Annotated in this window: 25 protein-coding genes; 7 read left to right on the forward strand and 18 right to left on the reverse strand. The window is 65.1% G+C overall.

The genetic code is table 11. The annotated features are described in order from the left end of the window. Nucleotides 1-4 precede the first annotated feature (4 nt). From ACHMW6_RS00900 to ACHMW6_RS00955, 12 genes are read right to left on the reverse strand one after another with little or no spacing between them, the layout of a single operon-like run. A complete protein-coding gene (locus ACHMW6_RS00900; RefSeq protein WP_395404747.1) occupies nucleotides 5-970 on the reverse strand; it encodes a VOC family protein in 966 nt (321 codons plus the stop codon). Further along, nucleotides 970-2454 (reverse strand): aldehyde dehydrogenase, encoded by a 1485-nt coding sequence (locus tag ACHMW6_RS00905; RefSeq protein WP_395404749.1) that lies wholly within the window; start codon nucleotides 2452-2454, stop codon nucleotides 970-972. Before ACHMW6_RS00905 ends, ACHMW6_RS00900 begins: the two co-directional genes overlap by 1 nt. 9 nt (nucleotides 2455-2463) lie before the next feature. Next, a complete protein-coding gene (locus ACHMW6_RS00910; protein ID WP_395404751.1) occupies nucleotides 2464-3264 on the reverse strand; it encodes an aspartate dehydrogenase in 801 nt (266 codons plus the stop codon). Between the two features lie 10 nt (nucleotides 3265-3274). Further along, nucleotides 3275-4954: a thiamine pyrophosphate-binding protein gene (locus ACHMW6_RS00915; protein ID WP_395404753.1), complete on the reverse strand. Its 1680-nt coding sequence runs from the start codon at nucleotides 4952-4954 to the stop codon at nucleotides 3275-3277. Next, entirely contained in the window at nucleotides 4947-5753 is an 807-nt protein-coding gene (locus ACHMW6_RS00920) for an SDR family oxidoreductase (RefSeq protein WP_395404755.1), read from the reverse strand. Before ACHMW6_RS00920 ends, ACHMW6_RS00915 begins: the two co-directional genes overlap by 8 nt. Nucleotides 5754-5763: 10 nt before the next feature. Continuing rightward, nucleotides 5764-6600 (reverse strand): IclR family transcriptional regulator, encoded by an 837-nt coding sequence (locus tag ACHMW6_RS00925; protein WP_395404757.1) that lies wholly within the window; start codon nucleotides 6598-6600, stop codon nucleotides 5764-5766. A gap of 13 nt (nucleotides 6601-6613) precedes the next feature. Beyond that, nucleotides 6614-7498 carry an alpha/beta fold hydrolase gene (locus ACHMW6_RS00930; protein WP_395404759.1) on the reverse strand — a complete coding sequence of 295 codons (885 nt, stop codon included), beginning with the start codon at nucleotides 7496-7498 and terminating at the stop codon, nucleotides 6614-6616. Nucleotide 7499: 1 nt separating this feature from the next. Further along, on the reverse strand, nucleotides 7500-8039 hold the full coding sequence (locus ACHMW6_RS00935) for a cupin domain-containing protein (protein WP_395404761.1): 540 nt from the start codon (nucleotides 8037-8039) through the stop codon (nucleotides 7500-7502). Between the two features lie 17 nt (nucleotides 8040-8056). After that, nucleotides 8057-8821, reverse strand: a complete 765-nt coding sequence (locus ACHMW6_RS00940; RefSeq protein WP_395404763.1) for an SDR family oxidoreductase — start codon at nucleotides 8819-8821, stop codon at nucleotides 8057-8059. Between the two features lie 10 nt (nucleotides 8822-8831). Further along, nucleotides 8832-9668, reverse strand: coding sequence for an ABC transporter permease (locus tag ACHMW6_RS00945; protein WP_395404764.1), 837 nt, complete (start codon nucleotides 9666-9668; stop codon nucleotides 8832-8834). Next, nucleotides 9669-10643: an ABC transporter substrate-binding protein gene (locus ACHMW6_RS00950; RefSeq protein WP_395408497.1), complete on the reverse strand. Its 975-nt coding sequence runs from the start codon at nucleotides 10641-10643 to the stop codon at nucleotides 9669-9671. A 33-nt stretch (nucleotides 10644-10676) separates the two neighbouring features. Then, nucleotides 10677-11468, reverse strand: coding sequence for an ABC transporter ATP-binding protein (locus ACHMW6_RS00955; protein ID WP_395404766.1), 792 nt, complete (start codon nucleotides 11466-11468; stop codon nucleotides 10677-10679). 294 nt (nucleotides 11469-11762) lie between these two features. Between ACHMW6_RS00955 and ACHMW6_RS00960 the strand changes: the two genes are divergently transcribed. The 3 genes from ACHMW6_RS00960 to ACHMW6_RS00970 are packed head-to-tail and all read left to right on the forward strand — an operon-like array spanning nucleotide 11763 to nucleotide 16522. Further along, a complete protein-coding gene (locus tag ACHMW6_RS00960; RefSeq protein WP_395404768.1) occupies nucleotides 11763-13238 on the forward strand; it encodes an APC family permease in 1476 nt (491 codons plus the stop codon). A gap of 5 nt (nucleotides 13239-13243) precedes the next feature. Beyond that, the gene (locus ACHMW6_RS00965; RefSeq protein WP_395404770.1) at nucleotides 13244-15193 is read left to right on the forward strand and encodes an alpha/beta fold hydrolase; all 1950 of its coding nucleotides are present in this window, start codon (nucleotides 13244-13246) and stop codon (nucleotides 15191-15193) included. A 3-nt stretch (nucleotides 15194-15196) separates the two neighbouring features. Continuing rightward, nucleotides 15197-16522: a diguanylate cyclase gene (locus ACHMW6_RS00970; protein ID WP_395404772.1), complete on the forward strand. Its 1326-nt coding sequence runs from the start codon at nucleotides 15197-15199 to the stop codon at nucleotides 16520-16522. Here the strand turns inward: ACHMW6_RS00970 and ACHMW6_RS00975 are convergent. Beyond that, complete coding sequence (locus ACHMW6_RS00975; protein ID WP_395404774.1) at nucleotides 16493-16834, reverse strand: YkgJ family cysteine cluster protein; 342 nt, start codon at nucleotides 16832-16834, stop codon at nucleotides 16493-16495. The genes ACHMW6_RS00970 and ACHMW6_RS00975 overlap by 30 nt on opposite strands. Nucleotides 16835-16858: 24 nt before the next feature. Here ACHMW6_RS00975 and ACHMW6_RS00980 point away from each other — a divergent pair, with 24 nt between their 5' ends. After that, nucleotides 16859-17788, forward strand: a complete 930-nt coding sequence (locus tag ACHMW6_RS00980) for a delta(1)-pyrroline-2-carboxylate reductase family protein (RefSeq protein WP_395404776.1) — start codon at nucleotides 16859-16861, stop codon at nucleotides 17786-17788. Here the strand turns inward: ACHMW6_RS00980 and ACHMW6_RS00985 are convergent. The 4 genes from ACHMW6_RS00985 to ACHMW6_RS01000 form a co-directional block, all read right to left on the reverse strand. Continuing rightward, complete coding sequence (locus tag ACHMW6_RS00985) at nucleotides 17785-19953, reverse strand: FUSC family membrane protein (RefSeq protein ID WP_395404778.1); 2169 nt, start codon at nucleotides 19951-19953, stop codon at nucleotides 17785-17787. The two genes, ACHMW6_RS00980 and ACHMW6_RS00985, sit on opposite strands and share 4 nt — an antisense overlap. A 64-nt stretch (nucleotides 19954-20017) precedes the next feature. Continuing rightward, on the reverse strand, nucleotides 20018-21694 hold the full coding sequence (locus ACHMW6_RS00990) for a M14 family zinc carboxypeptidase (RefSeq protein WP_395408498.1): 1677 nt from the start codon (nucleotides 21692-21694) through the stop codon (nucleotides 20018-20020). Between the two features lie 72 nt (nucleotides 21695-21766). Next, the gene (locus ACHMW6_RS00995; RefSeq protein ID WP_395404780.1) at nucleotides 21767-22330 is read right to left on the reverse strand and encodes an NADPH-dependent FMN reductase; all 564 of its coding nucleotides are present in this window, start codon (nucleotides 22328-22330) and stop codon (nucleotides 21767-21769) included. A 45-nt stretch (nucleotides 22331-22375) separates the two neighbouring features. Beyond that, entirely contained in the window at nucleotides 22376-23275 is a 900-nt protein-coding gene (locus ACHMW6_RS01000) for a LysR family transcriptional regulator (RefSeq protein WP_395404782.1), read from the reverse strand. An 84-nt stretch (nucleotides 23276-23359) separates the two neighbouring features. Between ACHMW6_RS01000 and ACHMW6_RS01005 the strand changes: the two genes are divergently transcribed. From ACHMW6_RS01005 to ACHMW6_RS01015, 3 genes are read left to right on the forward strand one after another with little or no spacing between them, the layout of a single operon-like run. Continuing rightward, nucleotides 23360-23989 carry a glutathione S-transferase family protein gene (locus ACHMW6_RS01005; RefSeq protein WP_395404784.1) on the forward strand — a complete coding sequence of 210 codons (630 nt, stop codon included), beginning with the start codon at nucleotides 23360-23362 and terminating at the stop codon, nucleotides 23987-23989. Further along, complete coding sequence (locus tag ACHMW6_RS01010; protein ID WP_395404786.1) at nucleotides 23986-24303, forward strand: DMT family transporter; 318 nt, start codon at nucleotides 23986-23988, stop codon at nucleotides 24301-24303. The genes ACHMW6_RS01005 and ACHMW6_RS01010 overlap by 4 nt, the downstream gene beginning before the upstream one ends. Before the next feature lie 44 nt (nucleotides 24304-24347). Beyond that, nucleotides 24348-24722 (forward strand): GFA family protein, encoded by a 375-nt coding sequence (locus ACHMW6_RS01015; RefSeq protein WP_395404788.1) that lies wholly within the window; start codon nucleotides 24348-24350, stop codon nucleotides 24720-24722. 103 nt (nucleotides 24723-24825) lie between these two features. Here the strand turns inward: ACHMW6_RS01015 and ACHMW6_RS01020 are convergent, their stop codons facing one another. After that, the gene (locus tag ACHMW6_RS01020) at nucleotides 24826-26982 is read right to left on the reverse strand and encodes a S46 family peptidase (RefSeq protein WP_395404790.1); all 2157 of its coding nucleotides are present in this window, start codon (nucleotides 26980-26982) and stop codon (nucleotides 24826-24828) included. Nucleotides 26983-26984 lie beyond the last annotated feature (2 nt).

The following is a 26984-nucleotide window of genomic DNA, read 5'->3' on the forward strand; positions in this document are numbered from 1 at the left end:
CCTCTTAATTTTTTGGCTTATCGGTCAGGAATTTGCCGTCCGGGCCCTTGGCGTTGCGCTGGCGGCGGGTATTGCCATCCAGGCCGCCTTCGATGGCCCACTCGGCGAACACGGTGGGGCCGGGTTCGAATTCGCGCGCTTCCCAGTGCTCGTCCAGCTGGTCTTCGTCCGAGTAGTACTCGATCAGGCCACCGGCCGGATTCCTGAAGTACCAGAAATAGGCCGAGGAAATTGGGTGACGGCCCGGGCCAAGCTGCGTGTCCCAGCCCTGGCGGGCCATGTGCATGCCGCCGCCGAAGACTTCGTGGATATCGCGCACGGTGAAGGCCACGTGATTCAGGCCGGCCTTCGGATCGGGCGTCTGCAGCAGGAACAGGTCGTGGTGGCCGCCCACGTCGGCGCAGCGCAGGAAGGCGCCGCGGCCCGGATAGCGGTCGGACGGCACGAAGCCGAAGTGTTCGCAGTAGAAGGCTTCGCAGGCCGCCACGTCCCTGACGAAGAAGACCACATGGCCCACTTCGATCGGCGTGGCGCGCTCATAGGCCGGGCTGCGCTGGTTCAGGCGCGGCTTCTCGTTCCAGGTGTTCATCTGCGCGCACTCGACTTCCACATCGTGCTTGCGCGAGACCTGGAAGCGCACGGCCAGGCCGTTCGGATCGGTGCAGCCGACGCGCTCGCCGGCAAGCACGAATCCGGGCAGGGCGCGCAGGCGCTCCGTGAAGCGTTCGATCACTTCGGCGGAGGACACGCCCCACACGACTTCGCGCAACGTTGGTCCGGCTTCGATGGCCGCCGGCAGCGCCGGGTCATCGCTGCGGCGCACGATCACGCGGCAGCCGTTCAGCGTTTCGAATACCAGCGCAGCTTCGCTTTCATCCTTCAGCTGCAGGCCCCAGTCGCCGAAGAACGTCTTGCAGGCTGCCAGGTCGTCGGCGCCGTAGGTGATTTCGTCGATTCCCAACACATCCATTATTTCGCTCCCTGCGCCCACGGCAGCGGCATGTCGTTCATGCCCCAGTAGACGCTTTTCTGTTCCATGTATTGCAGGATTCCGAGACGGCCCTTTTCGCGTCCCAGGCCGCTGTCGCGCCAGCCGCCGAACGGGGTCGAGATCGAGAACTGCTTGTAGGTGTTGATCCACACATTGCCCGCCTGGACTGCGCGCGCATAGCGCCAGGCCTTCTTGTAGTCCTGGGTCCAGATGCCGGCGGCCAGCGCGTACACGCTGTCGTTGGCCTGTGCGATCAGGTCTTCCTCGCTGTGGAAGGGCATGGCCACCAGCACCGGGCCGAAGATCTCTTCCTGGCAGATGCGCATATTGTTGCTCACGCCTTCGATGATGGTGGGCAGGTAGTAATTACCCTTCTCAAAGGCCGCGCCTTGCGGGCGCATGCCGCCGGTGCGCACGCGGCCGCCTTCTTCCACACCCAGCGCCACATAGGACTCGATGCTGTCGCGGTGGCGCGCGGTGATCAGCGGGCCAAGCTGGGTTTTCTCGTCGGCCGGATCGCCCACGCGCAGCGCAGCGGCGCCGGCGGCCAGGCGTTCCATGAAGGCGTCGTAGATGCCATGCGCCACGAACAGGCGGGAGCCGGCGATGCAGGATTCGCCCGAGGAGCTGAAGATCCCATACAGCACGCCGGCCACGGCATGGTCCAGGTCCGCGTCTTCGAACACAATGGTGGGCGATTTGCCGCCCAGTTCCAGCGACACCGGCATCATCTTGTCCGCCGCGATATGGGCGATATGCTTGCCGGTGCTGGTGCCGCCGGTGAAGGATACGCGCTTGACCAGCGGATGCAGCGTGATCGCATCGCCGATCACCGAGCCTTTTCCCGGCAGGACGCTGATCAGCCCTTGCGGCACGCCCGCCTCGTAGCAGATGCGCGCCAGCTCGAGCGCCAGCAGCGGCGTCACTTCCGCAGGCTTGACGACGACGGCATTGCCGGCGGCCAGGGCGGGCGCCATCTTCTGCGCCTCGCTGGCAATCGGCGAATTCCACGGCGTGATGGCGGCAACGACTCCCATCGGCTCATAGACGCTCATGGTCAGGTTGTCGCCGCGCGCCGGGGTGATGGTTTCCTCCAGCGTTTCGCAGGCAGCGGCGAAGAACTGGAAGGTGGCGGCCGCGCTGGCCACCAGGTTGCGCGTTTCGGTGATCGGCTTGCCGTTGTCCAGGCGCTGCAGCTGTGCCAGGTCTTCCGCTTCTTCGCGGATCAGCTGGGCCACGCGGTACAGCACGGCGGCGCGTTCATGCGGCTTGCGCTGTGCCCAGCCGCTGCTGCGGAAGGCCTGGTCGGCGCGCTCGATGGCTTCATTTGCGTCCGCCACGCTGGCTGCGTGCAGCCAGGTCACGGCTTCGCCGGTAGCAGGATACAGCGTGGCGTAGCGGTCGCCGCCGCCCTTGCGCCATTCGCCGGCTACGCAGATCAATTGGTCTTTGCTCAGGTCCATTTGCATCTCTCAGATCGACAGGGCGTGCGCCCGGTTGTTCAGGGCGCGCACCACGCTGAACACGGTCAGCGCGGAAGTCTTGGGATTGGCAGCCAGCGGCTTGCCGCGCATGGTCAGCTCGAAGCCGCCGAAGGCGCCCGAAGCTTCCACGTGGTGCACGTTCTCGGTGACGGCGGGATCGGCCAGCAGGCGCACCTGCGTGTGGTCCAGGCCCAGGCCCGCCAGCGACAGCGTTGCAGCCACATTGGCGTTCTTCGGATACAGGCGGGCCGCTTCGCGCGCGCTGCCTTCGAAGATGACGGTGGCTTCGGTCAGTGCGTCCAGGTCGAATGCGCGCTCGGCGGGCGTGTCCTTCCACGCCTTGGGCGGCTTGCGGCCGGTGTAGACAACCTTTTCCAGGCCGCCGATGCGCGCTGCTGCCAGTGCATCGATGGCGCCGATGGCGCCGGACAGCAGCTGCACCTGGGTCTTGCCGCGCTGCGCCGCCTGCTCCAGCCGCTCGGCCAGGCCAGGTTCGGACAGCGCGCCCACCGACACCACCATGCAGGCAATACCGGCTTCCAGCGCAGGGATGATGTGCTCCTCGATCGCCTGGTGGCCGGCGCATTCGATCAGCAGGTCCGGGCGCTCGCCGTTCAGGCGGCAGGCGACGCGGGCCGAGGGCACCAGGGCGCGCACGGTTTCACCGGCAGTCTGCAGCGCCGCTTCCGGCACGATCACGAGGTCGAAGGTCACTTCGGGATCGCTCTTCAGCAGTTCCATCACGCCGACGCCGATGGCGCCGCAACCGATCATCGATACATGCAGCATGGCGCGCTCCTCAAACCGCTGCCGTGGCAGGTTCGGCCGCCTTCACCGGAGGACCGGCGAAGGCAGTCTTGAAGCTGCCGATGGACAGCATGTCCACTTCCAGCAGGAAGGGGCCATTTTCCGACAGTGCCTTGCGCAGCGCGTCGCTGGCTTCGGCCAGGCTGCCGATGCGCACATGGCGCAGCTTCAGCGAGTGCGACAGCTCGGCGTAATCCGGCGTGTGCAGGTCCACATAGTGGCGGCGGCCGCCGTACTGCACGTCCTGGATGTTCTTGATCACGCCATAGCCCTTGTCGTTCATCAGCACGATGACCATGTCGGCCTGTTCCTGCACGGCCGTCGCCAGCTCGCCCAGATTCAGGATGAAACCGCCGTCGCCGGCCAGGGTGAAGGTCTTCTTGCCCGATGCGGTAACTGCTGCGCCAACTGCCGCGCCAATGCCCATCGCCAGGCCTTGGCCGATGCCGCCACCCAGCGCATGCACGCCGGCCAGCGGGTCGAACACGCGCAGGTAGCGGTTGCCCCAGGTGGAGTTGGACACGGTCACGTCGCGCACCCAGTTGAAGTTGCGGCCCGCTGCCTGCTGCAGCTGGTCCACCAGCGCGCTGTATGGGCCGAGGCCATCGACCAGGCCTGCCACGGCGGTATCGCGCGCCTGCTGCAGGCGGCCGATATGGGCCGGGTCCACATTCATCTTGCCTTCCAGGCGGTCGGCCAGGCCCTTCAAGGTCAGCTCGGCATCGCCGCAGACGAAGTAATCGCTTTCGTAGCAGCGACCCTCCGCAGCCGGATCGGCATCGATGCGGAACAGGGGGCGTGGCAGCTTCAGCTCGTACTTCAGCGTTTCATTGCCGCGCAGGCGGGAACCGACCACCACCATTGCGTCGCACTCCTGGTAGAAGTTTTCCACCGGCTTGTGCAGGTTGAAGGCGCCCAGCGAGCGCGGATCGTCTTCCGCCACCACGCCGCGGCCCTGGGTGGTCGTGACCACGCCGAAGCCCATGTCCATCAGGCGCTTGACCTGTTGCGCCGCGCCGCGCGAGCCGCCGCCCAGCCACAGCATGGGACGCTTGGCCTGCTTCAGCTTTGCCGCCAGTTCGTCCAGCGCGTGCTCGGATGGTTCATTGCGCTGGATCGGCAGCGGCTTCAGGTCGGCCGGTTCATCGATCAGGGCAGCCTGGATGTCGATCGGGATTTCGACGCTGACAGGGCCCATCGGCGGCGTCAGCGCGATCTGGACGGCCTGCTTCACCGTTCCCAGCGCGGTCTCGGTGCTGCGGATGCGGAAGGCGGCCTTGGACACGGCCTTCAGCATCGTCAGCTGGTCCGGCGCCTCGTGGATATAGGACAGGCTGCGGTCCAGGTAAGGCGTTTCGATCTGGCCCGTCAGGTGCAGCAGCGGCGTGCCGGCGGTCAGCGCTTCGACCATGGCGCCGGCGGCATTGCCCGCGGCGGTGCCGGTGCTGGTCAGGCAGACACCGAGGCCGCCCGTGGTGCGGGCATAAGAGTCGGCCATGTTTGCGCCGCCTGCTTCGCCGCGCGCCGGCACGAAGCGGATCTTGCCGCGTTCGCCGAAGGCGTCCAGGATGGGCATATTGTGGATAGAGATCACCCCGAAGGCAGCTTTGACGCCACACTGTTCAAGGAATGCCGCAATTGCGGCGCCAACGGTAATTTTTTGCTTAGGCATGGCGGGAAAGTCCTCCGGAAACATCGATATGGCTGCCCGTGGTGTAGGAAGAGAGCGGCGAGGCCAGGAAAACGATGGCGCGTGCTGCTTCTTCCGGAAGGCCAAGGCGGCCGAGCTGGATCTGTTTTTTCTGCGCCAGGCGGGCGGTCCAGTCGTCCCAGCTCATGGCGTTTTCTTCGGCGGGCCTCGCTTCATAGCGGCGGCGCCACTGGCCGGATTCGACCAGTCCAATCAGGATGCCGTTGACACGAATGCCATCCGGCGCGAATTCGGTGGCCAGCGAACGCACCAGGTTGTGCACACCGGCACGGGCGGCCGAGGTGGCGACCATGTGCGGCTCCGGCTGCACTGCCAGCAGCGAATTCACGCACACCACGGCGGCTTGACCCGGCGCGCGCCGCAGCTGCGGCAGGAAGGCGCGGGTCGGATTCAGCACGGAGAAGAACTTCAGCTGCAGCTCTTCCACCCAGGCGGCGTCGCTGGTGTCGGCAAAGGTCGACACGCGGCCCTGGCCGGCGTTGTTGACCAGGATGGAAACGGCGCCCAGCTCGCGCTCGACGGCGGCGGCGAATTCGGCCACCTGCGCCGCGTCCAGCACATCGCAGGTGCGGGCGAAGATGCGCGCTTCCGGATAGGCAGCGCGCAGGCGGCTGACGGCGCCGTCCAGGCGGGCCGCATCGCGGCCGCACAGCGCCACGGCGGCGCCGGACTGCAACAGCAGTTCCACGGTGGCGTAGCCGATGCCGGACGAACCGCCCGTCACCACCGCTACACGTCCCGCGAGATTGGTCATGCTCATGCTTTACTCCTTAGCGCTGGAACATGTTGACGACCTGCGCGCCCTGCTCGGGTGCGTGGTCCAGCAGGCGCGACATCTCGGCCGCGTTGGCGCAGACTTCCTGCACGATGCGTTCCATCTGCGCGGCGGCAATGTGCGGGCCGGGGATGGTGGCGCCCAATGCGGCGACGACCTTGCCGCTGCGGTCGCGCACCGGCGCCGCCACGGTGGAAATGCCGCGCTCGAAGAAGCCTTCTTCCAGCACGTAGCCCCGTTCACGGTCCTGCTGCACCATATTGAACAGGTCCAGCACGGTGGCCGGCGTGTGCTCGGTGTATGACTGCAGGTGCTCTTCCGGATACAGCTCGCGCAGCTGCGGCAGGGTCAGGTCTTCCAGCAGCACGCGGCCCAGCACCGTGGCGTGGGCGGGCAGGCGGGTGCCGACATTGACCGAGCTGACGAAAGGCGTCTGCACCACGGACTTGGCGACGTAGACGATGGAACGGCCGTCGCGCACCACCAGCGTGGTCGAATGGCCGATGACATCGCGCAGGCGCTCCAGCAGTGGGCGGCCGATCTCGGTCAGTTCCAGCGAAGCGAGGTATTCGAAGCCCAGGCGCAGCACGGCCATGCCCAGGCGGTAATCGCGGCCGCTTTCGCTGCGCTCCACAAAGCCCATGCGTTCCAGGGTAGTCAGCAGGCGGAACACGGTGGAACGCGGCACGTCCAGGCGCTTGGCCAGTTCCGGTGCGGACAGCGTCTTTTCATGACGTGAGAATTCGCACAGCAGGCGCAGGCCGCGTTCCAGGCCCGGCACGGTGTAACGGTCGCTGTTGTCGTCTTCTGCTGCTTCCGGCTTGTTGTTCATTTGGGTTCCCCGTTTATTGTTGAAGGATGGCTGCCGCCGCAATGCCCGGCTGTTCGACATAGCAGGCGTGGCCCGCGTTTTCGATCAGCGCGAAGGGCAGGCCGAAACGTTCGGCCACGGCGCGGCTGTCTTCCGGCGTGGTGATGCAGTCGGCGCTGCCGCACCACACGGCACCAGGCACTGCCGGCGTGTAATTCTCGATGGCGTCGCCGCACAGCAGGTGCACGGCTTGCGTGTAGCCGGCGGCGTTCAGTTGCGCCATGTTCCAGCGCACCCAGTCGCGCCGCAGCGTATCGGCTGCGTCGGACAGCAGGCGCGCCGAGCGCTGCGTGGCCAAGCCATGCACGTCCAGTTCGCCCAGCGTGGACAGGCGTTCGCGCGCCACTTTGGCGCCTTGCTCCAGGCGGCCGGCAATGCCGTAGCCGCGGGCAGGGCTCATGAGCACCAGGCGTTCCAGCAGCGCTGCATTGCCGCTGGCGCCGGCGAAGGCGCTTGCCATCATGGCGCCCAGCGAGTGGCCCACCAGCGTGAAGCGCTTGATGCCCAGGGCGTCCACCAGCTGGCGCAGGCGGGCTGCGTAGGCGGCGGCGCTGGGGCGTGCATCCGGCAGGCGGTCGGACTTGCCGTAGCCGGGCGCATTCCAGGCGATCACGCGGGCCTTGCGGGCCATGTCCAGCGCGCAGGGCAGCCAGGAAGCTGCACCCGATCCGATGCCGTGCAGGAGCACGACGACCGGCAGCGATGCGTCGGCGGCAGGGGCAATTTCGCGGTAGCTGATGGCGGCACCGTCGGCGGTTCGCACCAGCTGCTCCGGGAAATGGCGCTCCAGCAGCGACAACGCATGCTGCAGGCCGTCCGCTTCAGCGGCGGCGTGGAATTGGGCGCTTGGGAAATTCATTTCAGCCTCGCTTGATCGACGCCAGCGGATGCTCGGGCGGATAGGTCGGGGTGATCGGCTTCTGCGCACCCAGCATCACGCACATCAGCGCGTCTTCCTCGCCGATATTGATCTCTTCGCGGTATACGCCCGGCGGAATCGACACCACGTCGCGGTCGGTCAGGATGGTTTCGTAACGCTCCCCATCCTTTTCCAGCACCAGTTTCAGCTTGCCGCGCATGACGAAGAACACTTCTTCAACGTCCGTATGCAGGTGGGATGGGCCTTCGTGGCCGGCCGGGATGATCATGGTCGAGAAGGTGAAGTGCTCGGACGGGATGGTGCTCGTATCCGCAGCCACGCCGGTGCCGCCGGTGCCGATGTAGCGCATCTGGGCGCGGCGGTATTTCGGATCGTAGTCGGCCTGGAACTTCAGTGCATTCCAGTCGTACTGGCGGGTCGAGAAGCGTGCGATGCGGGTATTCATCCACTGCTCGAAGCTCGAGCCTTCCGGCTGGTCCCAGCTGCGTTTGATCTGCTTTTGTTCGGATACGTCGGTCATTGCTTTGCTCCTTGGGTTCAATTCATTACGAAACCGCCGTTGACGGCGAGTACCTGGCCGGTGATGAAGCGCGACAGCGGGGACAGTGCAAACAGCACGGCGCCGGTCACGTCTTCCGGCACCTGCAGGCGCTGCAGGGCGCGGCCATCCTGGTAGTGTTGGTAGCGCTGGGCCGGCACGTATTCGGTCGCTTCGACCTTGGTCAGCCCCGGCGCGATCGCGTTCACGGTGATGTTGTTGGCGCCTTCCTCGCGGGCCAGCGAACGGGTCATGCCGATCACAGCGCCCTTGCTGGCAACGTAGGCCAGCAGGTTGGGCGCGCCCCACAGCGGCGTGTCGGAAGCCAGGTTGACGATGGCGCCGTGGCCCGAAGCGCGCAGCGCCGGCAGGCAGGCATTGGTCATCAGCCAGGTGCCGCGCACGTTCACGGCCATTACCTTGTCCCACATGCCGATTTCCAGTTGCTGCGAGGAGCGGCCGCCGGAGTTGGTGATGGCGGCGTTGTTGACCAGGCCATCGAGGCCGCCCAGCTTTGCCACGGCAGCCGCGGCGCAGGCTTCGATCGAGGCCGGGTCGGCCATGTCCAGCGGGAAGCCGCACACCTGCAGGCCGCGTGCCTGCAGCGCGGCGACGCTGTCTTCCAGCACATCGTGCAGGATGTCGGCCAGGGCGACGCTGGCGCCGGCTTCGGCGATGGCGGTGGCGAAGGCCAGGCCCAGGCCGCGCGCCGACCCGGTGACGAGCACGCGGCGGCCGGCCAGGAGTTGAGAGGTATTGGTCATTGCGCTCTCCTTACTTGGTGCTGGTGGCTGCCTTGGGCAGGTAGTGCAGCACGCGGCGCTCGGCCCATACCACGGCGGCGTAGGTCACGATGCCGGTCAGGGTCAGGGCGCAGATGGCGACGAAGACGGCGGCTGTATTGCCCTGGCCTTCGCCATCAACCAGCAGGAAGCCCAGGCCCTGGTTGCCGCCCACCAGTTCGCCCACCGTCACGCCGATCACGGCCAGGGTGGAGGCGATGCGCAGGCCGGAGAACAGGGCCGGCATGGCGGAGCGGAATTCGACCAGGTGGAAGATCTGCCAGCGGCTGGCGTTCAGGGTGCGCACCAGGTTGACCATGTCCGGGTCCACGGTGCGGATCGCGGACAGCACATTGATCATTACCGGGAAGAACACGATCAGCACGGCCACCAGGATCTTCGGATACACGGTATAGCCCAGCCACATCACAAACAGCGGTGCGAAGGCCACTTTCGGTGCAATCTGCAGCGCCAGGATGTAGGGCGACAGCATCGCTTCGGCGCGCGGCGACAGGCCCAGGGCCACGCCCACGCCAAGACCGAGCAGGGAGCCCAGCGAAAAGCCGGCTACCACTTCCATCGCGGTCACGCCGAAGTGATGCAGCAGGTCGCTGTTGTGCCACATGGCGACGGATTCCTGCAGCACGCGCGAGAAGCGCGGCAGGATGAATTCGGGCATGCCCAGCCAGGACGGGCCCCATTCCCAGGCTGCCAGGAACAGCGCCAGCACCACCAGGCTGCCGGCCACGGTGCGGGCCGAGTCATTCAGCAGGGGGCGGGACTTGGCGGCGTTCATGGCCGGAGTCGAAACAGTAGTAGCGGTATTCATTTAGCGAGTGGTGCCGACAAATTGGTTGGTGAACAGGTCGTTGACGGCAGCCGCCTTGCTGACGATGCCTTCGCTGACATAAAACTTCTGCACGCTGTCCATGCGGGCGGCGTCGATCTGGCCGACCGGCTTCTGGTTGGCGTATACATATTTGCGGTACAGGTTGAAGATCTGTTCCACGCTGGCTTCCTTGCCCTTGTAGGCCGGCACGGCTTCCACGTAGGTGGCGGTGGCCGCCTTCGGATCCTTCATGATTTCTTCCATGCCGCGCAGGGTGGCGCGCACCAGGCGCTTCAGCAGTTCCGGCCTGGTCTTGATGGTTTCATCGGAAGCGATGATGGCCTGGGCCATGCTCTTGAAGCCGTTGGTTTCAATGATGTCCACCTTGGCGCCGGCATCAGTGGCGCTGACGATCCAGTCAGGCACGCCGGCCAGGGCCTGGGCTTTGCCGCCGGCGAACACCTGCCATACGCCGGAAGGGCCGGCGGCCTGGATCGCCGCATCGCTCTTGCCGAGGCCAATGCTCTTCATATTGCCCAGCAGGGCGTAGTAGGTGGTGTCGGTATAGGACATCACGGTGACGGTCTTGCCCTTCAAGTCCTTCAGGTCCTTGATGCCTTCATCCTTGTGCACACCGACCATGGTCAGCGAGCCGGCGCCCAGCACGGCGATGGCTTTCACCGGCACGCCGTTGGCGCGCACGATGATCGGGGTGTCGCCGATGGCGCCGCCGATCACGGCATTGCCGGCGCCGATCTGCTTGGCCACGTCCACACCGCCTTTCGCTGCAACGAAGGTGACCTTCAGGTTCTCTTCGGCGTAGAAGCCTTTCTGCTGCGCGATCATCCACGGCGCGAATGCCACGGTATTCGGCGGCGCCGGCAGCAGGTAGGTGATTTCTTCCGGCGCGGCCATGGCCGGCAGGGCGCTGGCGACAGCCATCACGCAGCCGAGAGAAGCGAGGATCTTTTTCATGCTCATATACACTCCTGGGTCGATGATCGTTGTTTAATGCAGTTCTGCTTCCTGGTCCTTGCCCACTTTCAGCAGCTCCATCAGGCGTCCCGCCAGCGGACCGATTTCGGGCAGCTTGCGGCGCTCCAGCGGGTTGTCGCGGTGCGGCAGGTTCACTTCGATTTCTTCGATGATGGTGCCGGGGCGTTCACTCATCACGAGCAGGCGGTCCGACAGCGCAATGCCCTCGATCAGGTCGTGGGTGATGAAGAGGGCGGTCTTGCCTTTCTCGTGCAGCATCTTGGCGAGGTCCTGCTGCAGGATCATCTTGGTCTGGGCATCCAGTGCCGAGAAGGGTTCGTCCAGCAGCAGCACCTGCGGATCGACCGCCAGGGTGCGGGCCAGGGCTGCGCGCTGGCGCATGCCGCCGGACAGCTGATAGGGATAGTGGTCTTCGAATCCTTTCAGATGGCATTTGGCCAGCAACTCGTTGGCCACGCGCTCGCGCTCCTTCGCATTCACGCCGTCGATCTCCAGGCCCAGCGCAACGTTGGCGCGGATGGTCCGCCACGGCATCAGCAAGTCTTTCTGCAGCATGAAGGCGACCTTGCGCACCGGGCGGGTGACCAGCTGGCCGCCGACATAGACTTCGCCGACGGTCGGCAGGTAGAGGCCTGCGCCCATGTTCAGCAGGGTGGATTTGCCGCAGCCCGAAGGACCGATGATGGAAACGACTTCTCCGCTGCGGATGGAGATGTTCAGGTTGCTGACCGCTGCTCGCGGCTGTGAGGTCTGGCGGTCGATGAAACTCTTGCCGACGTTGCGGAATTCGATCTCAATCATCATGTCTCTCGCGTTGGTTTCATATATAAAACAACGGTTTATATATGAGTTGTAATGTGATTGAAATATAGCAGACAAATCCCGGAGCGCCAGGGGTTTGTTTCAAATAAAAATCGTGGTTTTATAGGTGAAACAAAACAGCCAAAAAACGGCGGCTTGCTGTTGTATAGCGGCCCACAAAATTCGATGCGGCAACTGCGGGAAGCCCTATAATCGCTAATCTTTTTTGACCGTAGACTTATGCAGGGCGCGGCGGCACAACCGGCGTGGCGGCTGCACTTACCACAAGGAAAATCTGTGAACCAAACCCTGGTACAGAAACTGACCCGTACCAAACCGGTCGAAGTTGGAGGTGGCGCGGCCGAGAGCCTGCATAGCACGGGCCTGAGCCGTTCCATCGGCCTGTTCTCGCTGACAATGATCGGCGTGGGCGCCACCATCGGCACCGGCATCTTCTTCACGATGGTGGAAGCGGTGCCCAAGGCCGGCCCCTCGGTCATCCTTTCCTTTCTGCTGGCGGCGCTGACCGCCGGTCTCACGGCGCTGTGCTACGCCGAACTGTCCTTTCGCATCCCGGCCGCCGGTTCCGCCTATTCCTTCGCCTACGCCACGGTCGGCGAATTCATGGCCTTCATCGTCGCCTTCTGTTTACTACTGGAGTACGGCCTCGCGGCCAGCGCCACGGCGATCGGCTGGTCGGACTATCTGAATAACTTCCTCATCAACGCCTTCGGCTGGCAGATCCCGGAAACGCTGCGCACGCCGATGATCGTGTCCACGCCCACCGGCACGGTATGGAACATCGGCCATATCAATCTGCCGCCCATCATCCTGGTCGCGCTGTGCTGCATCCTGCTGATCCGCGGCGCCAAGGAGTCGGCCGTGGCGAATGCGGTAATGGTGCTGATCAAGCTGGCCATCCTGATCTTCTTCGTGGTGATCGCAGCCCAGGGCTTCGACATGAAGAATTTCAACCCCTTCTTCAAGCCGACTCCGGGCGAACCGTTCCCGGGTCTGCACGGCATCGCCGCCGCCGCCGGCACCGTGTTCTTCTCCTTCATCGGCCTGGACACCATCGCCACCGCCGGCGAGGAAGTGCGCAATCCGAAGCGCAACGTGCCCGTCGGCATCCTGAGCGCGCTGGCCATTGTGACCGTGTTCTACCTGCTGGTGGCCGTGGCGGCCATGGGCGCCCAGCCGGCGCATATGTTCGAAGGCCAGGCGGCCGGCCTGTCGGTGATCCTGCAGAACGTAACGGGCCATGCATGGCCGGCGCTGGTGCTCTCCGCGGGCGCGGTGATCTCGGTGTTTTCCGTGACGCTGGTGACGATCTATGGCCAGACCCGCATCCTGTACGCGATCGCCAAGGATGGCCTGGTGCCGAAGGCTTTCCAGACCGTGAATCCGAAATCGCATTCGCCGGTGGCCAATACGCTGATCGTGTCCGTCGTGGTGGGCGTGGTGGCCGGCCTGGTGGATTCCACCTTCCTGTGGGACATGGTTTCCATGGGTACGCTGACCGCCTTCATCATCGTCTCGGTTGCGGTGCCGGTGCTGCGCAGCAAGGACCGTGCTGCGGGCATGTCGACCAAGGGCGGCTTCCGCGTGCCGCTCGGCCCTTACTTTGTGCCGGCGCTGAGCATTGCCGCCTGCGCCTACCTGATGGTCAACCTGTCCCCGGCCACCAAGACCATCTTCACGATCTGGATGGTGGTGGCGGTGATCACCTATTTCTTCTACGGCATCCATAACTCGCGTCTCAAAAAGGCTTGACCCTCATGCAGCTGAAAGCAATCGCCCATTCAACTTTCCTGGCCACGGCCATCTTGTCTGGAGCGATTGCCCAGGCGGACAATTCAGCGCTGCGTGAATACCGCGCAGTCGCCATCTCTCCCTCCGGCGACCGCGTGGTGTCGCTGGAATCGCTGGACAAGAACGCGCCCGACAAGCGCCCGCATTCCACCGTGGTAGTGCGCGATGCGGCCAGCGGCAAGATCCTCAACGAATACGATCCCTGCGCCACTTGCAGCTATGACCGCCCGAGCTGGTCGCCGGACGGCAAACAGGTGGCCTTCATCGGCGGCGACAGCAAGGCCGGTGCGGCCACGCTGTTCGTGGCTGCAGGCCGGGAAGCCCGCCCGCTGGCGGCAGTGAAAGGCGTGGCCAGCACGGCGCGCTGGTCGCCGGACGGCAAGACCGTCGCCCTGCTGGCCACCGTCGGCGCGAAAAAGGAAACCGGCGCCACGGCGGCCGGCGCGCGCCTGGTGGGCGAAATCGGCACGGAGGAAGATGCGCAGCGCATCGCCATCGTGCCTGCGGCGGGCGGTGCACTGAAGCTGCTGTCGCCGGAAGACACCTTCGTCTACGAATACGACTGGACGCCGGACGGCAAGGGCTTCGTGGCCACCAGCGCTAAAGGCAATGGCGACAATAACTGGTGGGTGGCCAAGCTGACCCACGTCGATGCCGCCAGCGGCGCGCTGCGCGTGATCGCATCCCCATCGACCCAGCTGAACGCGCCGCGCGTGTCGCAGGACGGCAAGACCGTGGCCTATATCGGCGGCCTGATGTCCGACTTCGGCGCCGTGGGCGGCGATATCTGGACCGTGCCGCTGGCCGGCGGCGAGCCGGTGAACCTGACCCCGGGCTTCAAGGGCAGCTTCAACGGCATCGTCTGGCGCAACAACCAGTTGCTGGGCAGCGCGCTGATGGGCGACCAGACCGGCGTGCTGGCGCTGGATGCGAAAACCGGAAAGACCCAGCTGCGCTGGTCGGCGGCCGTGGGCTCGCAGGGCGCGGAAGGGCGCTTCTCCTTCAGCGCGGACGGCATCAAGGCCGCCGCCGCCCAGGAGGATTTCGAACATGGCCCGCGCCTGGTGGCCGGCACGCTGGACAAGCTGGCGGCCATCACCCGCGACAATGAAGGCTTCGCGCCGCAAGTCTCGGTGCGCAATGTCAGCTGGCAGAACGAAGGGTTCACCGTGCAGGGCTGGCTGCTCGGCCCGCGCAATGTGGACGCGAACAAGAAGTATCCGATGGTAGTGCAGGTGCACGGCGGCCCGGCGTCGGCCGTGTCGCCGCGCTATGTGTCGGCCGGCGAGTACGGCAACCCGCTGGCGCGCACGCTGGTGGAAGCGGGCTATTTCGTGTTCATGCCGAACCCGCGCGGTTCCTTCGGCCAGGGCCAGGAATTCACCCGTGCCAACCGCCGCGACTTCGGCGGCGGCGACCTGCGCGACATCCTTGCCGGCGTGGATGCTGCCGCACGCGTGGCGCCGGTGGATGTGAACAGACTGGGCCTGATGGGCCATTCCTACGGCGGCTTCATGACCATGTGGGGCGTGACGCATAGCGACCGCTTCAAGGCCGCCGTGGCCGGCGCCGGCATCGCCAACTGGATCAGCTACTACGGCCAGAACGGCATCGACCAGTGGATGGTGCCCTTCTTTGGCGCTACCGCCTACGACGACCCGGCCATCTACCGCCAGCTGTCGCCGATCGAATCGATCAAGTCGGCGAAGACGCCAACCCTGGTCTATGTGGGCGAGCGCGATGTGGAAACGCCGGCCGTGCAGTCGATGGAATTCTGGCATGGGCTGCGCGCGATGGGCGTGCCGTCCTCGCTGGTGATCTATGACGGCGAAGGCCATGCGCTGCGCAAGCCCGAACATGTGCGCGACCTGCGCCAGCGCACCGTGGGCTGGTTCAACCGCTACCTGGGCGGTTGAACGATGCGCCTGCGTGGAAAGCTGATGCTGGCCCTGCTGGCAACAGGGTTGGCGGCGGTGGCGATGGTGGGCGGGCTGGCTTATGTCACCGTGACGTACAAGATCGACATGATCCGCCGCCAGCAGGCCGCCGAGCACTTCCACCGGTACATGACGGCCTACCTGGCCAAGTACGGCGACTGGCAGACTGCCGTCGCCAGCGAAAACTTCGACAGCTTCGTGCGCAATGCGGGCGGTTCGAACGCCGACCTGGCGCCGCTGCCGCCGCCACGCCCGGACGGTCCGCCGCGCGGCCCGCGTCCCGGCTTTGGTCCTCCGCCGGATGGCGGGCCTCCTCCGCACGAACGCGGCGGCCCGCCGCCGTTCCGCTTCATCCTGACCGACGCCGATTTCCATGTGCTGCTCGGCGCCGGCCGGTTCCATCCGGGCGAGCCGCTGCCCGGGAAGCTGCGCGTGTCGTCCCGTCCCATCGTGGTCGACGGCCGCGCGGTCGCGCACATGTCCAGCGAGGGTGTGCTGACGCCCACGCCGCAGGAACAGCAGTATGTGGACGCGGTCGATTCCTCGCTCTACGCTGGCGCCGCCGCAGCGGCTGTGCTGGCGGTGGGCCTGGGCGTTTTCCTGAGCCGGGGCCTGACGCACCGGGTGAGCAAACTGACGGACGCGGTGCGCGCCATGCACAACGGAGAGCTGCGCCAGAAGGTGCCCGTGCAGGGGCAGGACGAAGTGGCCGAGCTGGCGAAAGCCTTTAACGAAATGAGCGAACAGCTGGCGCAAACCCACGAAGAGCTGCAAGCCTCGCACCAGACCATCCTGCATCAGGCCGAGCAGCTGCGTGAACTGAGCGTGCGCGACGCGCTGACCCAGCTTTACAACCGCCGCCATTTCGACGAGCAGGCGACCACTCTCTACAACCAGGCCGTGCGCCACAAGCGTCCGCTGGCGCTGGCGATCTGCGATATCGACCACTTCAAGCAGATCAACGACAAATTCTCGCACGCGACCGGCGACGCGGTGCTGCGCCAGGTGGCCAGCCTGCTGCGCGGCCATATGCGCCAGGCCGACCTGGTGGCGCGCTACGGCGGCGAGGAATTCGTGATGGCGTTCCCGGAAACGCCGGGCCTGCAGGCCGCGTCGCTATGCGACAAGCTGCGCGGCCTGATCGAAGCCTATCCGTGGCAGGAAGTGCATCCGGACGTGAAAGTCACCATCAGCATCGGCGTGAGCGCGGACATTGGCGCCGGCAGCGCCGCCGCCATGCTGCAGAAAGCGGACACCCAGCTTTATCGCGCCAAGGATTCAGGCCGCAACCGGGTCTGCTTCGCCTGAGCGGGGAAGCGGCGGCAGCCCGTAGGCTGCGCGCGCCCGGTCGCATTCGATCGTGGCTTCGGTGAAGTCGCGGCAGGTGCTGGAGCGCTGCGCATAAATTGTGCAGGCCACGTCGCTTCCCACCTCGCCGGAGAGCGCTACGCAGCGCGAAGGCGAAGTGTCCGTGCCGCGCATGGCAACGTGATATGGTGTGACAGGTATCGTCAGCCTTTTGGGGACGGTGCCGCCCGGATGGGCATCGCTTTCACCCCAGTAGAATGACACCCTGAAATGGGCGCAGCATGCGCCGCAACTCTGGCAATACTGTGACATGACGCAATCATAGCAGGAGGATGCATGAAGGAGTCGCTCGATCCGGCTGCCACTGCGGCACTGTTGCCTTTTCCGCCTCTGGTGGCGGCCTTGCGCCGTGCCGTGGATGAATTGGCGCGCGGCGCGATTGCCTGCCCGCCGCGCCAGGTGCAGCCATTGCGCAACGGGGCTTCGCTATTGTCCATGGTCGCCAGTGGGGAGGACGTGGCCGTGCACAAGCTCATTTCCGTCGTGCCCGACAATCCCGCGCGCGGCCTGCCGACCATTGCCGGACAGGTCAGCGTGGTGGATGCCGAGGATGGCGTCATCCGCCTGATCCTGGACGGCGCCACGGTGACGGAGCGGCGCACGGCGGCGCTCTCCATGCTTGGCGTTGAAACCCTGCTGGGACGCGCGCCGCGACGGGTGCTGCTGGTTGGCACGGGGGTGCAGGCGCTGAGCCACGCAAAGGCACTGGCGGCGTTGTATCCGGGCGTGCCGCTGGATATCGCCGGCCGCAGCGCGGAGTCTGTGGCGCGCTTCTGCATGGAGCTGGGCGTGCTGATGCCGTACGCCAACCGGCCGCGCTACGCGCCCGCCGCAGCGGAGCGGCCGCACGAGGATACGGACCTGGTGATCACCGCCACCACCAGCAGCGAACCCGTTTATACGCAGCCGGCGCGCGCAGGGCGGCTGCTCATCGCTGTCGGATCGTTCAAGCCTCACTCGGCGGAAATCGGCGCGGAGACCGTGCGCGCGAGCCGGATTTTTGTCGACGACCCGCACGGCGTGGAGCATGAAGCGGGCGACCTGATTCGGGCCGGCGTGGACTGGTCGCGGGTAGCCGGCCTGTCCACCGCGCTCGGCGGGCCGGCGCTGGCGGCTACCGGGCCGGTGCTGCTGAAGAGCGTGGGGTGCGCGGCCTGGGACCTGGCGGCGGCGCGCGTGGCGCTCACCCAGGCGTCCGCGCGCTAGGCTTGCATCACGTTGTGCACGATGGCTTCGCTGTGCACGATGATCTTGTCGGCATCGGCCTGCAGCAGGCGGATGCGGCGCTGGACCAGCGGCCAGCCCGGCCAGCCGGGAACAGACCAGCCCTCGTCCGGACCGCCGGCCGCCTCCGCGTCCGCCAGCCCCGCCGCCGCTGCCGGCACGCCTTGCCGCGCGAGGGCGGCGGACAGCGCCGCGTACACCTGCTGATGGCTGCTCGCCAGCGCGGCGCCGACTTCGTCGCCCGGCAAATCCTTCACATGCCGGCGCAGGATGGCGCGCAGGGCCGCCACGTGCGCCACCAGCAGGTAATTCTGCACGATGAAGAGATTGATGTCCTCGGCCGCGCGCTGCTTGCTGGCCGGTTCGTCGAGCATGCGCACCAGGGCCGCGCTGAGGGCCGCCAGCGCATCCATCAGGCGCTTGCGCTGGATGCGGTAGATGAAATCGTTGCGCTGCTTCCCGCGCAGCAGGTCGAAGCTGGCTTCCATATAGCGCAGGTTCACGTCCAGCACTTCGCGGATCAGGCGCGGGAGGGACTGGTACTCCCAGCTCGCCAGCACGAAGCTGAAGGCGGTGGCGATGGCCGCGCCGATGAAGGTATCGACCAGGCGCTCGTAGATCATGCCGCCGCTGGGCGAGATCGTGTACATCCACAGCAGGATCATGATGGACACAGCGATTGCCGCGTAACGGTAGCGCAGGTAGGTGAAGGTGAAGGTGGCCACGGTGGCCATCACCATCACGGCCAGCACGAAGATCGGATGGTTGAAATAGCGCAGCACGATGGCGGTGACGATGCAGCCGATGACGGTGCCGACGATGCGGTCGGCCCGCCGCTGCTTGGTCATGCTGAAGCTGGGCTTGAGGATGATGACGATGGTCAGAATGATCCAGTAGCTGTGCGCCTGGTAGGGCAGCATGCCGGCAATCGCCAGCCCGGCCGCAATCGCCATCGACACGCGCAGCGAAAAGCGGAAGATGGGCGAGTCCATGCGCAGGTGGGACAGCATCAGCCCCAGCTCGTACTTCTGCTGCGACAGGAAAGGCTGCAGGTCCATGTCCGCCCAGTAGGGCGTGCGGCCGTGGTCCTGCTGGCTGGCCGTGTGCAGGTCGGCGATCATGGTGGCGATGGCGCGTACCTTGTTGCGCTGGGCGCGCAGCACGGCCAGCGCTTCCTGGCGCGGCTTGCCGGCGTCCACCTCGGCCTGCAGCTCGGCGATGTGGCGCTCCAGCGCTTCGAATTGCGGCGTGTAATCGATGGTCGGGACAGAGGCGCGATTGCGGGTGACGGCAAAGGCCACCGATTCGATATCGCGCGCCGCCTTGTAAGCCAGGTCGTGCAGGGTTTTCAATGCCGGCGAATCGACCAGGTGGGTGCGCAGCAGGGCGTAGTCCGTGTGGGTGGACAGGATCTGCTCATACAGGTCCAGCATGCAGACGTGGATCTGCACGACGATCGCATCCTTGCGGTTCTGGTGCGAGCGCAGGATCAGGTCGCGCGAGGCTTGCTGGCGGTCGGCCAGCAGCGCCTGGTGGCGCACCAGCTTGTTGAATTGCTCGGTGAGGTTGTAGCGTGTGTCGTAGAAGTCGGCCTTGATGTCGATATAGGCGGCCAGTTCGAACAGCGCTTCGGCCAGCACCTGCTGCTTGATGCGGTGGCGCAGCAGCCAGGCGACGAACATCGCGTAGGCGAGGTAGGCCAGCGCACCGGCCAGGAACAGGCCGGCGTGCACAAAGGATTGCGCCGGCGTGAGCACGTGTTCGGTCGACATCGTCATGACGAACAGCGTGGCCAGTTGCAGCGGCATCGACTTCTTGCCGTAGACGACCATCATGCTGGCGAAGAAGCTCACCGCCACCAGCATGGCCATCAGCGGCCAGAAATACGGGCCGCACAGGCTGATGACCAGCGTGACCGTCGTGCACAGCAGCACGGAGGCCATCATTTCGTTGAGCTTGTGGCGCAGGGGGCCGGGCATGTCCATCAGCGCCGTGCACAGGGCGCCGATGCCAACGGACATGGCGATGTGCACACCGAACAGCCACAAAGTCAGCGCAATAATGCCAATCAGGCCGGCGCCGAAGCGCAGGCCCAGATGGAAGTAGTGGCTGTAGAAGAAGGTTTTTAGGTTCAGGGCGTAGTGCATGGCACCAGGCGGATTTGAGACGGCGGATCAATGATCCGCCCTACGCGGAAAGGTCGTTTCGGCGTTATACGATGGATAGAACCGGGTAGCGGCGCCACTCGGGCTCCGCGTGGCGCTTGCAATTGTGGAAGATGAAATGCAGCACGGCGTCCTGGTCGGACAGCAGCGCCGGGTTGGCCGCCTTCCATGCTTCGAACCTGGCCTTCAGCTCAGGCTCGGCTTCCAGCATCTCGACGGCGAGGTCTTCGAACACATAGTCCGAGATCGCTTCCTTTTTCTCCAGCACGGAGTTGAAGAAGCCCCAGCGGAAGAAGCTGTCGTGCGCCTGCGGTTCCAGGGTTTCGATGGCGTAGCGCGCATTGTCCTGGTTCAGGGAGATATACCAGTCGCCCACGTTCAGGTGGAAGCTGCCTTCGCGCTTTTCCAGCGCGACCACGTCGTGGTACATATGGCCTTCGTAGGCGTGCGCGCGCGGCTGGGCTTCGGCCACGTGGTAGTACTGGGCCTGCACCGTCGTCGGCGCCTCGATGCGGGTCATTTCGACGCCATTCCACTGCAGGCGCTCGATCACTTCGCGCCAGGCTTGCGGCACCACATAGGCCTTCGGCGCCTGGATCACGGTGTCGGCGTTGAAGTGGGTGTACCAGTTGATATCGCGCGCCCACGGCTTGCTGCGGTCATAGAACAGGCGCAGATAGTCGCCCAGCACACTCGGACGGCGCTGCGCTTCATAACCTTTGAAGTGGAACTTGGATGGACGCGCTTCGTCCATGGTCCAGGTGATGGCCCATGCCTTCTGCTTGCGCTGCGCCGCTTTCGCTTCGGCGCGCAGGCGCTTGATTTCCTCGCCGTTGGCCACGGTGTAGGCCAGCGTCACTTCCACCAGGGCGCGCATGGAATCGTAGCGGTCCTTGAAGGGCTTCAGCATATGCGTCTCGGGCATGAAGCCGATGATGTTGTGCAGGGCGGTGAAGCCGGTGGAGAAGCGCGGCACTTCGAGGAAGTCGGCGATGCCGTCGTCCGGCGTGTCCTTGACTGGGTTCACATACGGGCAGGTGGGCCAGCCGGCGGCTGCCATGTCCTGGTAAATCTGCGGCAGCATCTTCTCGCGCAGATACGGGCCCAGGCCCGAACCCAGCTTGTCCGGCTGGGTGTGGATCAGGGTCATGGTGTAGATATAGTCGGCGCCGTTGGACGTGTGGGTATCGACCATCACATCCGGGTCCCATGCGGTAATCAGCTTGTTGAAGAACTGCGCGTTCAGCGTGTCGCACTTGATGAAATCGCGGTTCAGGTCCAGGTGGCGGCTGTTGCCGCGGAAGCCGAACTGCTCGGGGCCGTCCTGGTTGGGACGCGAGGTATTGGCGCGGTTCAGGCAACCGTCCACATTGTAGATTGGCACGAACAGCAGCACCGTCTTGCCCAGCTTCGCCAGGCGCTCCGGCTGGAAGCACAGGTCGCGCACCATGGCCATGCAGGCATCGATGCCTTCCGGCTCGCCGGGGTGGATGCCATTGTTGTTGAAGAAGACCGTGCGGCCTTCGCGCTTGATCTGCTCGCGGTCAAATACGCCGTCGGCGCTGACGATGCCGACGTGGATAGGAATGCCCGCATCGGAGACCGCAGCCTGCTCGAACTTCAGAATGTTGGGGAAGCGCCGTGCAAGTTCTTCATAGAAGGCGATGCATTCGGTCCACAGCGTGGTCTGGTTCTGGTTGCCTTTTTCGTAAGGCGTGAGCATTTCTGGCATGGCGTCTGGATCTCAGAGTTGGGCGGGGGAGCGCGCTGGGTAGGCGCGTCCGGATTTTACCATTCAGGCCTTGGGCGCGTTCGCCTCGACCCAGTGCGCAAACGCCTCCGCGTACTTCTTCAGCGTTTCCTTGGTCTTCTCGTTTTCCACCTTGCCATCCGCGCCGAGCAGGGATGTGCCCATGCCGATGTACACCTCAGGGCCGGGCATGGTTGGCGCATTCAGGGTCACCATGCACTGGCGCACCTGCATATTCGCGCCGAAGCCGCCCACGGCGCCAACGGAGGCGGACAGCACGCCGGCCGGCTTGCCGGCCCAGATGCTCTTGCCCCAGGGGCGCGAGCCGACGTCGATGGCGTTTTTCAGCACGCCGGGAATGCCGCGGTTGTATTCGGGAGTGAACAACAGCACGCCGTCCACGCCGCGCAGCTTGTCGCGGAAGGCGGTCCAGGCGGCGGGCGGGGTATTGGCGTCGTCCAGGTCCTGGTTATACATCGGCAGGTCGGCGATTTCCACGAACTCGATCTGCAGCGACGACGGCGCCTGGGCCACCAGTTCGTTGGCAAATTTGCGGTTCAGCGAATCCTTGCGCAGGCTGCCTACGATGAGGGCCACTTTCTTGGTCATTAATGCCTCCGTTGATTAAATGAGATGAAGAAAAAACAATGTACATCAAGCGGGCAAAACGTGCTCGTTCGATCGGAGTTCGTCGTACAGGAACTGGCTGAGCGCCTTGATGCGGGCCACATTGCGCAGGTCGCGGTGGCTCAGCACCCAGAGCTGGGTATGGAAGCGAGGGTCCGGTTCGGCCAGGCGCTCCAGCGTGCGCTCGCGGTCGGCCAGCATGCAGAGCAGGGGCGACACGCCCATGCCGTTGCGGGCGGCGTCCACCATGGTCAGCAGGCTGTCGGCGCGTACCGCGTACTGCTGCGGCGGCACATGCTCGGCCAGCCATTGCGCGGCCGCCAGGTGGGACAGCGATTCATCCGGCGCCACCCAGCGGTGGGACGGCCAGTCGTCGCGCGCAATGCCGTGCTGCCCGGCGCGGCGCAGGTAGGCGTGCGAGGCGTAGAAGGCAGTCGCCACCACCCCAACCTTGCGGCCGACCAGGCTGGCGGGCGGCTTGTTCGAGGGACGCACGGCAATATCGGCCTCGCGCTGGGTGAGGTTGAGGAAGCTGTTGTTGACCACCAGTTGCAGGTCCACGCCCGGATGGTCTTCCTGGAAGCGGTGCAGGATGGGCATCAGCAGGCCGTGGGCCAGGGTATCGGTGGTGGTAAGACGGATACTGCCGCGCAGCTCTTCATCGAGGCCGCCGACCTCGCGCTGGGCCGAGCCGATTTCCTCCTCGACAGGTGCGAGGCGGCGGCTCAGGGTTTCGCCGGCCGTGGTCATCACATAGCCCGATTGCAGGCGTTCGAACAGGCGCACGCCGAGGGTGGATTCCAGGCTGTCCAGCCGGCGCAGCACCGTCGAATGGTTGACGCCCAGCTCGCGCGCCGCGCCCGCGATCGTGCCCGCCCGGCTGACGGCGGCAAAGTGGCGCAAGTCTTCCCAGTCCAGTTTATGCATTTTTGCTTAACCGTTCCGCTAATTTAGGGAATTCTAATGCGTTTTTGCGCGACCTACACTGGCGTCATCTTAACGGAGGATTCCATGTTGACCCTGTACACCGCCAATACCCCCAACGGCCAGAAAGCCACCATCGCCCTGCGCGAGCTGGGCCTCGAGCATGAACTGCTGCACGTGAACCTGAACGCGGGCGAGCAGCACCGTCCGCCCTTCAGCGAAATGAGCCCCAACCACAAGATCCCGCTGCTGGTGGACGACGGCCAGCCCATCTTCGAATCGGGCGCCATCCTGATCCACCTCGCCGATCGCGCGGGGCGGCTGCTGCCTGCGTCCGGCGCGGCGCGCAGCGAAGTACTGCAATGGCTGTTCCTGCAGATGGCGAGCATCGGTCCGATGCTGGGACAGCTCTGGTATTTCCGCCATGCGGGCGGCACGCCGAACGAGGGCGCGCTGGAGCGCTATGGACGCGAAGTGCGCCGCCTGTATGGCGTGTTTGAAGAACGCCTGGCCGGCCGCGAATGGCTGGCGGGCGATGGCTATTCGATTGCGGATATTGCGGCCTTCCCCTGGCTGCGATCTTACGGCGAATTGGGGCTGCCGATCAGCGATTACCCGGCCGTGATGGCCTGGCTGGCGCGCATCGAGGCGCGTCCCGCCGTGCAGCGCGGGCTGGTGGACGCCGTGCCGCCTGCACAGGCGGTGAGGGCGGCGTGACGGCCTGGCTGTTGCTGCTGGCGGCGGCGCTGGTCGATATCGCGATGGCGATCGCGCTCAAATACGCCGATGGCTGGACGCGCCTGTGGCCCAGCATCCTCGGCCTGCTGTTCGCCAACGGCGCCATCCTGCTGCTGACGCTAGCGTTGCGCAACCTGCCTGTCGGCACGGCTTTTGCGGTCTTCACCGGCGTTGGCGCGGCCGGCGCCGCAGCGCTGGGCATCATCTTGTACGGCGAGAGCGCGTCGCCATTGCGGCTGGCGCTGATTGCCGTCATCGTGGCGGGCATCATGGGGCTGAAGCTGGCAGAATAGCCGCCAAAGGGCGCGCGCCTGCGCCTGCATGCCAGGAGACGACGATGAGTGATCAGATTCGCGGCAGCTGCCTGTGCGGCGGCATTGCCTACCGCGCCGACGGGCCATTTTTCCAGTCCAGCCACTGCTACTGCAGCATGTGCCAGAAGCAGCATGGCTCGGCGGCGGGCAGTTATGTGAATGTGCCGACCGAGGGTTTCGCGTGGGAGCACGGCCGCGAGCTGCTGGAGGAGTATGAATCGTCCGAGCACGGACGGCGCGGGTTTTGCAAGGTCTGCGGTTCGACGCTGATATGGCGCAGCACACAGTCACCGGACCGCATTGCGCTGGCGATGGGTGCGCTGGATACGCCGTTTGCGCATCAGGTGGAGCGGGAGTGGTTTGTGGAGCGCAAGCCGGCCTGGCTGCCGGTGGCCTGAGAACCCACAGCAAAAGCTGGTGGCTGCCACATCGTGGCAGCCACCCTGTTAGCGCCAACCAAGTGGCTGCCACGATGTGGCAGCCACTAGCCTTTCGCGGTTTTTACTCGGCGCCCATTTCCTTCAGCAGATTGTCCGCCTTGTCGATGTGCTTCATATTCCACAGCATGTAGCGCAGGTCGACCTGGATGTCGCGGGTGTTGGCGTTGTTGAAGTCCCAGTCCGAGATGATGGAATCCAGCGTGCCGTCGAAGGCCAGGCCTACCAGTTCGCCCTTGGCGTTCAGCGCGGCGGAGCCGGAGTTGCCGCCGGTGATGTCCAGCGTCGCCAGGAAGTTCACAGGCACGGTGCCCAGCTTAGGATCGACGTACTTGCCGAAGTCCTTGGCCTTGATGGCATCCAGCTGCGCCTTCGGCGCATTGAACTCACCGGTGCCGGTTGCCTTGGCGGCGACGCCCTTCACGGTCGTGAAGGCGGTCCAGGTGGTGCCGTCGGCGCCCCATGGACGGCCGGCGATCTTGCCAAAGGTAACGCGCAGCGTGCTGTTCGCATCCGGATACACGGCCTGGCCCTTGGTCTTCATGAAGGCGATCTTCGCCTTCATGTAGTTGCCGTAGGCTTGCTGCAGCTTGCCGGACAGTTCTTCCTCTTCCGCTTCCTCCTTCATGGCGGCGTCGTACATTGCCACGGCAGCCTTGATGAAGGCATCGTCGCTGGCCTTGAAATCGGCCACGCTCTTGCCTACCCATGCGTCGCGTACAGCGGCATCGCCCATCTTCGAACCGGCATACAGCTTGTCCAGCGCTGCGGACAGTTCCGCCTCGCTCATGCCCGGTTTCAGGCCGAGGGCGGCGTTGAAAGCGGCATCCTGCTCGGCAGCGGGCTGCGCCAGGTAAGCCTTCAGGTGGTGGGAAGCGAGGGCCTTGTCGACCTTCGGATCATAGGTACGCACCAGGTTGGCCACGCTGGACTTGATACGCGGCAGATCACGCTCCTGGTAGCCCGCCTTGCGGTCCACGTTCGGCTTCTGCGATTCGTTCGCCAGGCGGTACAGGGTGCGCGCCGTGTTCAGCAGGCGCGGCTGGCCGTAGCTCAGGTTGAACTCCTTCTTCACTTTCGCATCGCGCTCGGTGATCAGGTGCTCGACCTTCTCGATGTCGGCCGCAAACTCCGCCTTGCGCCTGGCGTCGGCATTCACCCATGCCTTCAGCTCTTCGTGCTGCGCGGTCTTGCGCTTCAGGAAGTCGCTGCCCGCGTAGGAATCGATCATGCCCTGGCGGTTCTTGTAGTAGTTGTTGATGCTGGCGACCTGGCCGGCGTATTTCAGGGCGCTGTCCTTATTGTCCTTGGTCTCGCGGTCGATGATGGCGAGATTGTCGGCGGACGCCTGCACGAAGGCCGGGTAGTTCCAGTCAAAGGTGAACGCCACTTCGGACGGCAGGCGGTGGCGGTTGGTGCGGCCCGGGTAGCCCAGCACCATCACGAAGTCGCCTTCCTTCACGCCTTCCTTGGCCAGCTTGAGGAAGGACTTGGACTGGTAAGGCACGTTGTCCTTCGAGTAGTCGGCGGCCTTGCCATCCTTGCTCACGTAAGCGCGGTAGAAGCCATAGTCGCCGGTGTGGCGCGGCCACATCCAGTTGTCGGTATCGCCGCCGAACTTGCCCACGCCGGCCGGCGGCGCGTGCACCAGGCGCACGTCGCGGATTTCCAGCTGCTTGATCTGGTAGAACTCCAGGCCGCCGTAGAACGAGGACACGGTGCAGCGGTGGCCTTCATCCTTCTCGCAGGCCGCCACCAGGGTTTTCTGGTTCTTCTCGATCGCATCGCTGCGCGCCTTGCCGGTCAGCTTCGCCACCTCCGGGGTGATGATCTTGTCGGTGACGTTCAGCACTTCCTTGGTCACGTACACGCGGCTGCCCGGCGCTGCCGGCAATTCCTCGCCCAGGTTGTGCGCGACGAAGCCATTGGCCAGCAGGTCGCGCTCAGGACGCGAGTTCTGCGCCACGCTGTTGTACACGCAGTGGTGATTGGTCACCACCAGGCCCTGCGGCGACACGAAGGACGCGGAGCAGCCGCCCAGGCTCACGATGGCGCTCATCGGGAACTCGGTCAGCTTGGTCAGGGTGGACGGGTCCAGCTTCAGGCCGGCGGCTTTCAGTTGCTTGGCTACTTGTGGCAGCTGTTGCGGCATCCACATGCCTTCGTCGGCATAGGCGGATGCGGTGCTCAGGATGGCGAGCGCGAGAAGTGATTTTTTCATGC

Origin of the sequence: Pseudoduganella sp. UC29_106, assembly GCF_044055365.1 — a bacterium.
In the GTDB taxonomy this organism is placed as follows: domain Bacteria; phylum Pseudomonadota; class Gammaproteobacteria; order Burkholderiales; family Burkholderiaceae_D; genus Rugamonas.

Coding starts and splice junctions, on each gene's coding strand:
- ACHMW6_RS00910 (WP_395404751.1), bottom strand. CDS start 3,264: ATGCTGCATGTATCGATGATCGGTTGCGGCGCCATCGGCGTCGGCGTG.
- ACHMW6_RS00920 (WP_395404755.1), bottom strand. CDS start 5,753: ATGAGCATGACCAATCTCGCGGGACGTGTAGCGGTGGTGACGGGCGGT.
- ACHMW6_RS00940 (WP_395404763.1), bottom strand. CDS start 8,821: ATGACCAATACCTCTCAACTCCTGGCCGGCCGCCGCGTGCTCGTCACC.
- ACHMW6_RS00995 (WP_395404780.1), bottom strand. CDS start 22,330: ATGACCAAGAAAGTGGCCCTCATCGTAGGCAGCCTGCGCAAGGATTCG.
- ACHMW6_RS01005 (WP_395404784.1), top strand. CDS start 23,360: ATGTTGACCCTGTACACCGCCAATACCCCCAACGGCCAGAAAGCCACC.
- ACHMW6_RS01015 (WP_395404788.1), top strand. CDS start 24,348: ATGAGTGATCAGATTCGCGGCAGCTGCCTGTGCGGCGGCATTGCCTAC.
- ACHMW6_RS01000 (WP_395404782.1), bottom strand. CDS start 23,275: ATGCATAAACTGGACTGGGAAGACTTGCGCCACTTTGCCGCCGTCAGC.
- ACHMW6_RS00915 (WP_395404753.1), bottom strand. CDS start 4,954: ATGCCTAAGCAAAAAATTACCGTTGGCGCCGCAATTGCGGCATTCCTT.
- ACHMW6_RS00945 (WP_395404764.1), bottom strand. CDS start 9,668: ATGAATACCGCTACTACTGTTTCGACTCCGGCCATGAACGCCGCCAAG.
- ACHMW6_RS01020 (WP_395404790.1), bottom strand. CDS start 26,982: ATGAAAAAATCACTTCTCGCGCTCGCCATCCTGAGCACCGCATCCGCC.
- ACHMW6_RS00950 (WP_395408497.1), bottom strand. CDS start 10,643: ATGAAAAAGATCCTCGCTTCTCTCGGCTGCGTGATGGCTGTCGCCAGC.
- ACHMW6_RS00980 (WP_395404776.1), top strand. CDS start 16,859: ATGAAGGAGTCGCTCGATCCGGCTGCCACTGCGGCACTGTTGCCTTTT.
- ACHMW6_RS00925 (WP_395404757.1), bottom strand. CDS start 6,600: ATGAACAACAAGCCGGAAGCAGCAGAAGACGACAACAGCGACCGTTAC.
- ACHMW6_RS00955 (WP_395404766.1), bottom strand. CDS start 11,468: ATGATGATTGAGATCGAATTCCGCAACGTCGGCAAGAGTTTCATCGAC.
- ACHMW6_RS00970 (WP_395404772.1), top strand. CDS start 15,197: ATGCGCCTGCGTGGAAAGCTGATGCTGGCCCTGCTGGCAACAGGGTTG.
- ACHMW6_RS00935 (WP_395404761.1), bottom strand. CDS start 8,039: ATGACCGACGTATCCGAACAAAAGCAGATCAAACGCAGCTGGGACCAG.
- ACHMW6_RS00900 (WP_395404747.1), bottom strand. CDS start 970: ATGGATGTGTTGGGAATCGACGAAATCACCTACGGCGCCGACGACCTG.
- ACHMW6_RS00985 (WP_395404778.1), bottom strand. CDS start 19,953: ATGCACTACGCCCTGAACCTAAAAACCTTCTTCTACAGCCACTACTTC.
- ACHMW6_RS00905 (WP_395404749.1), bottom strand. CDS start 2,454: ATGGACCTGAGCAAAGACCAATTGATCTGCGTAGCCGGCGAATGGCGC.
- ACHMW6_RS00965 (WP_395404770.1), top strand. CDS start 13,244: ATGCAGCTGAAAGCAATCGCCCATTCAACTTTCCTGGCCACGGCCATC.
- ACHMW6_RS00990 (WP_395408498.1), bottom strand. CDS start 21,694: ATGCTCACGCCTTACGAAAAAGGCAACCAGAACCAGACCACGCTGTGG.
- ACHMW6_RS00975 (WP_395404774.1), bottom strand. CDS start 16,834: ATGTCACAGTATTGCCAGAGTTGCGGCGCATGCTGCGCCCATTTCAGG.
- ACHMW6_RS00930 (WP_395404759.1), bottom strand. CDS start 7,498: ATGAATTTCCCAAGCGCCCAATTCCACGCCGCCGCTGAAGCGGACGGC.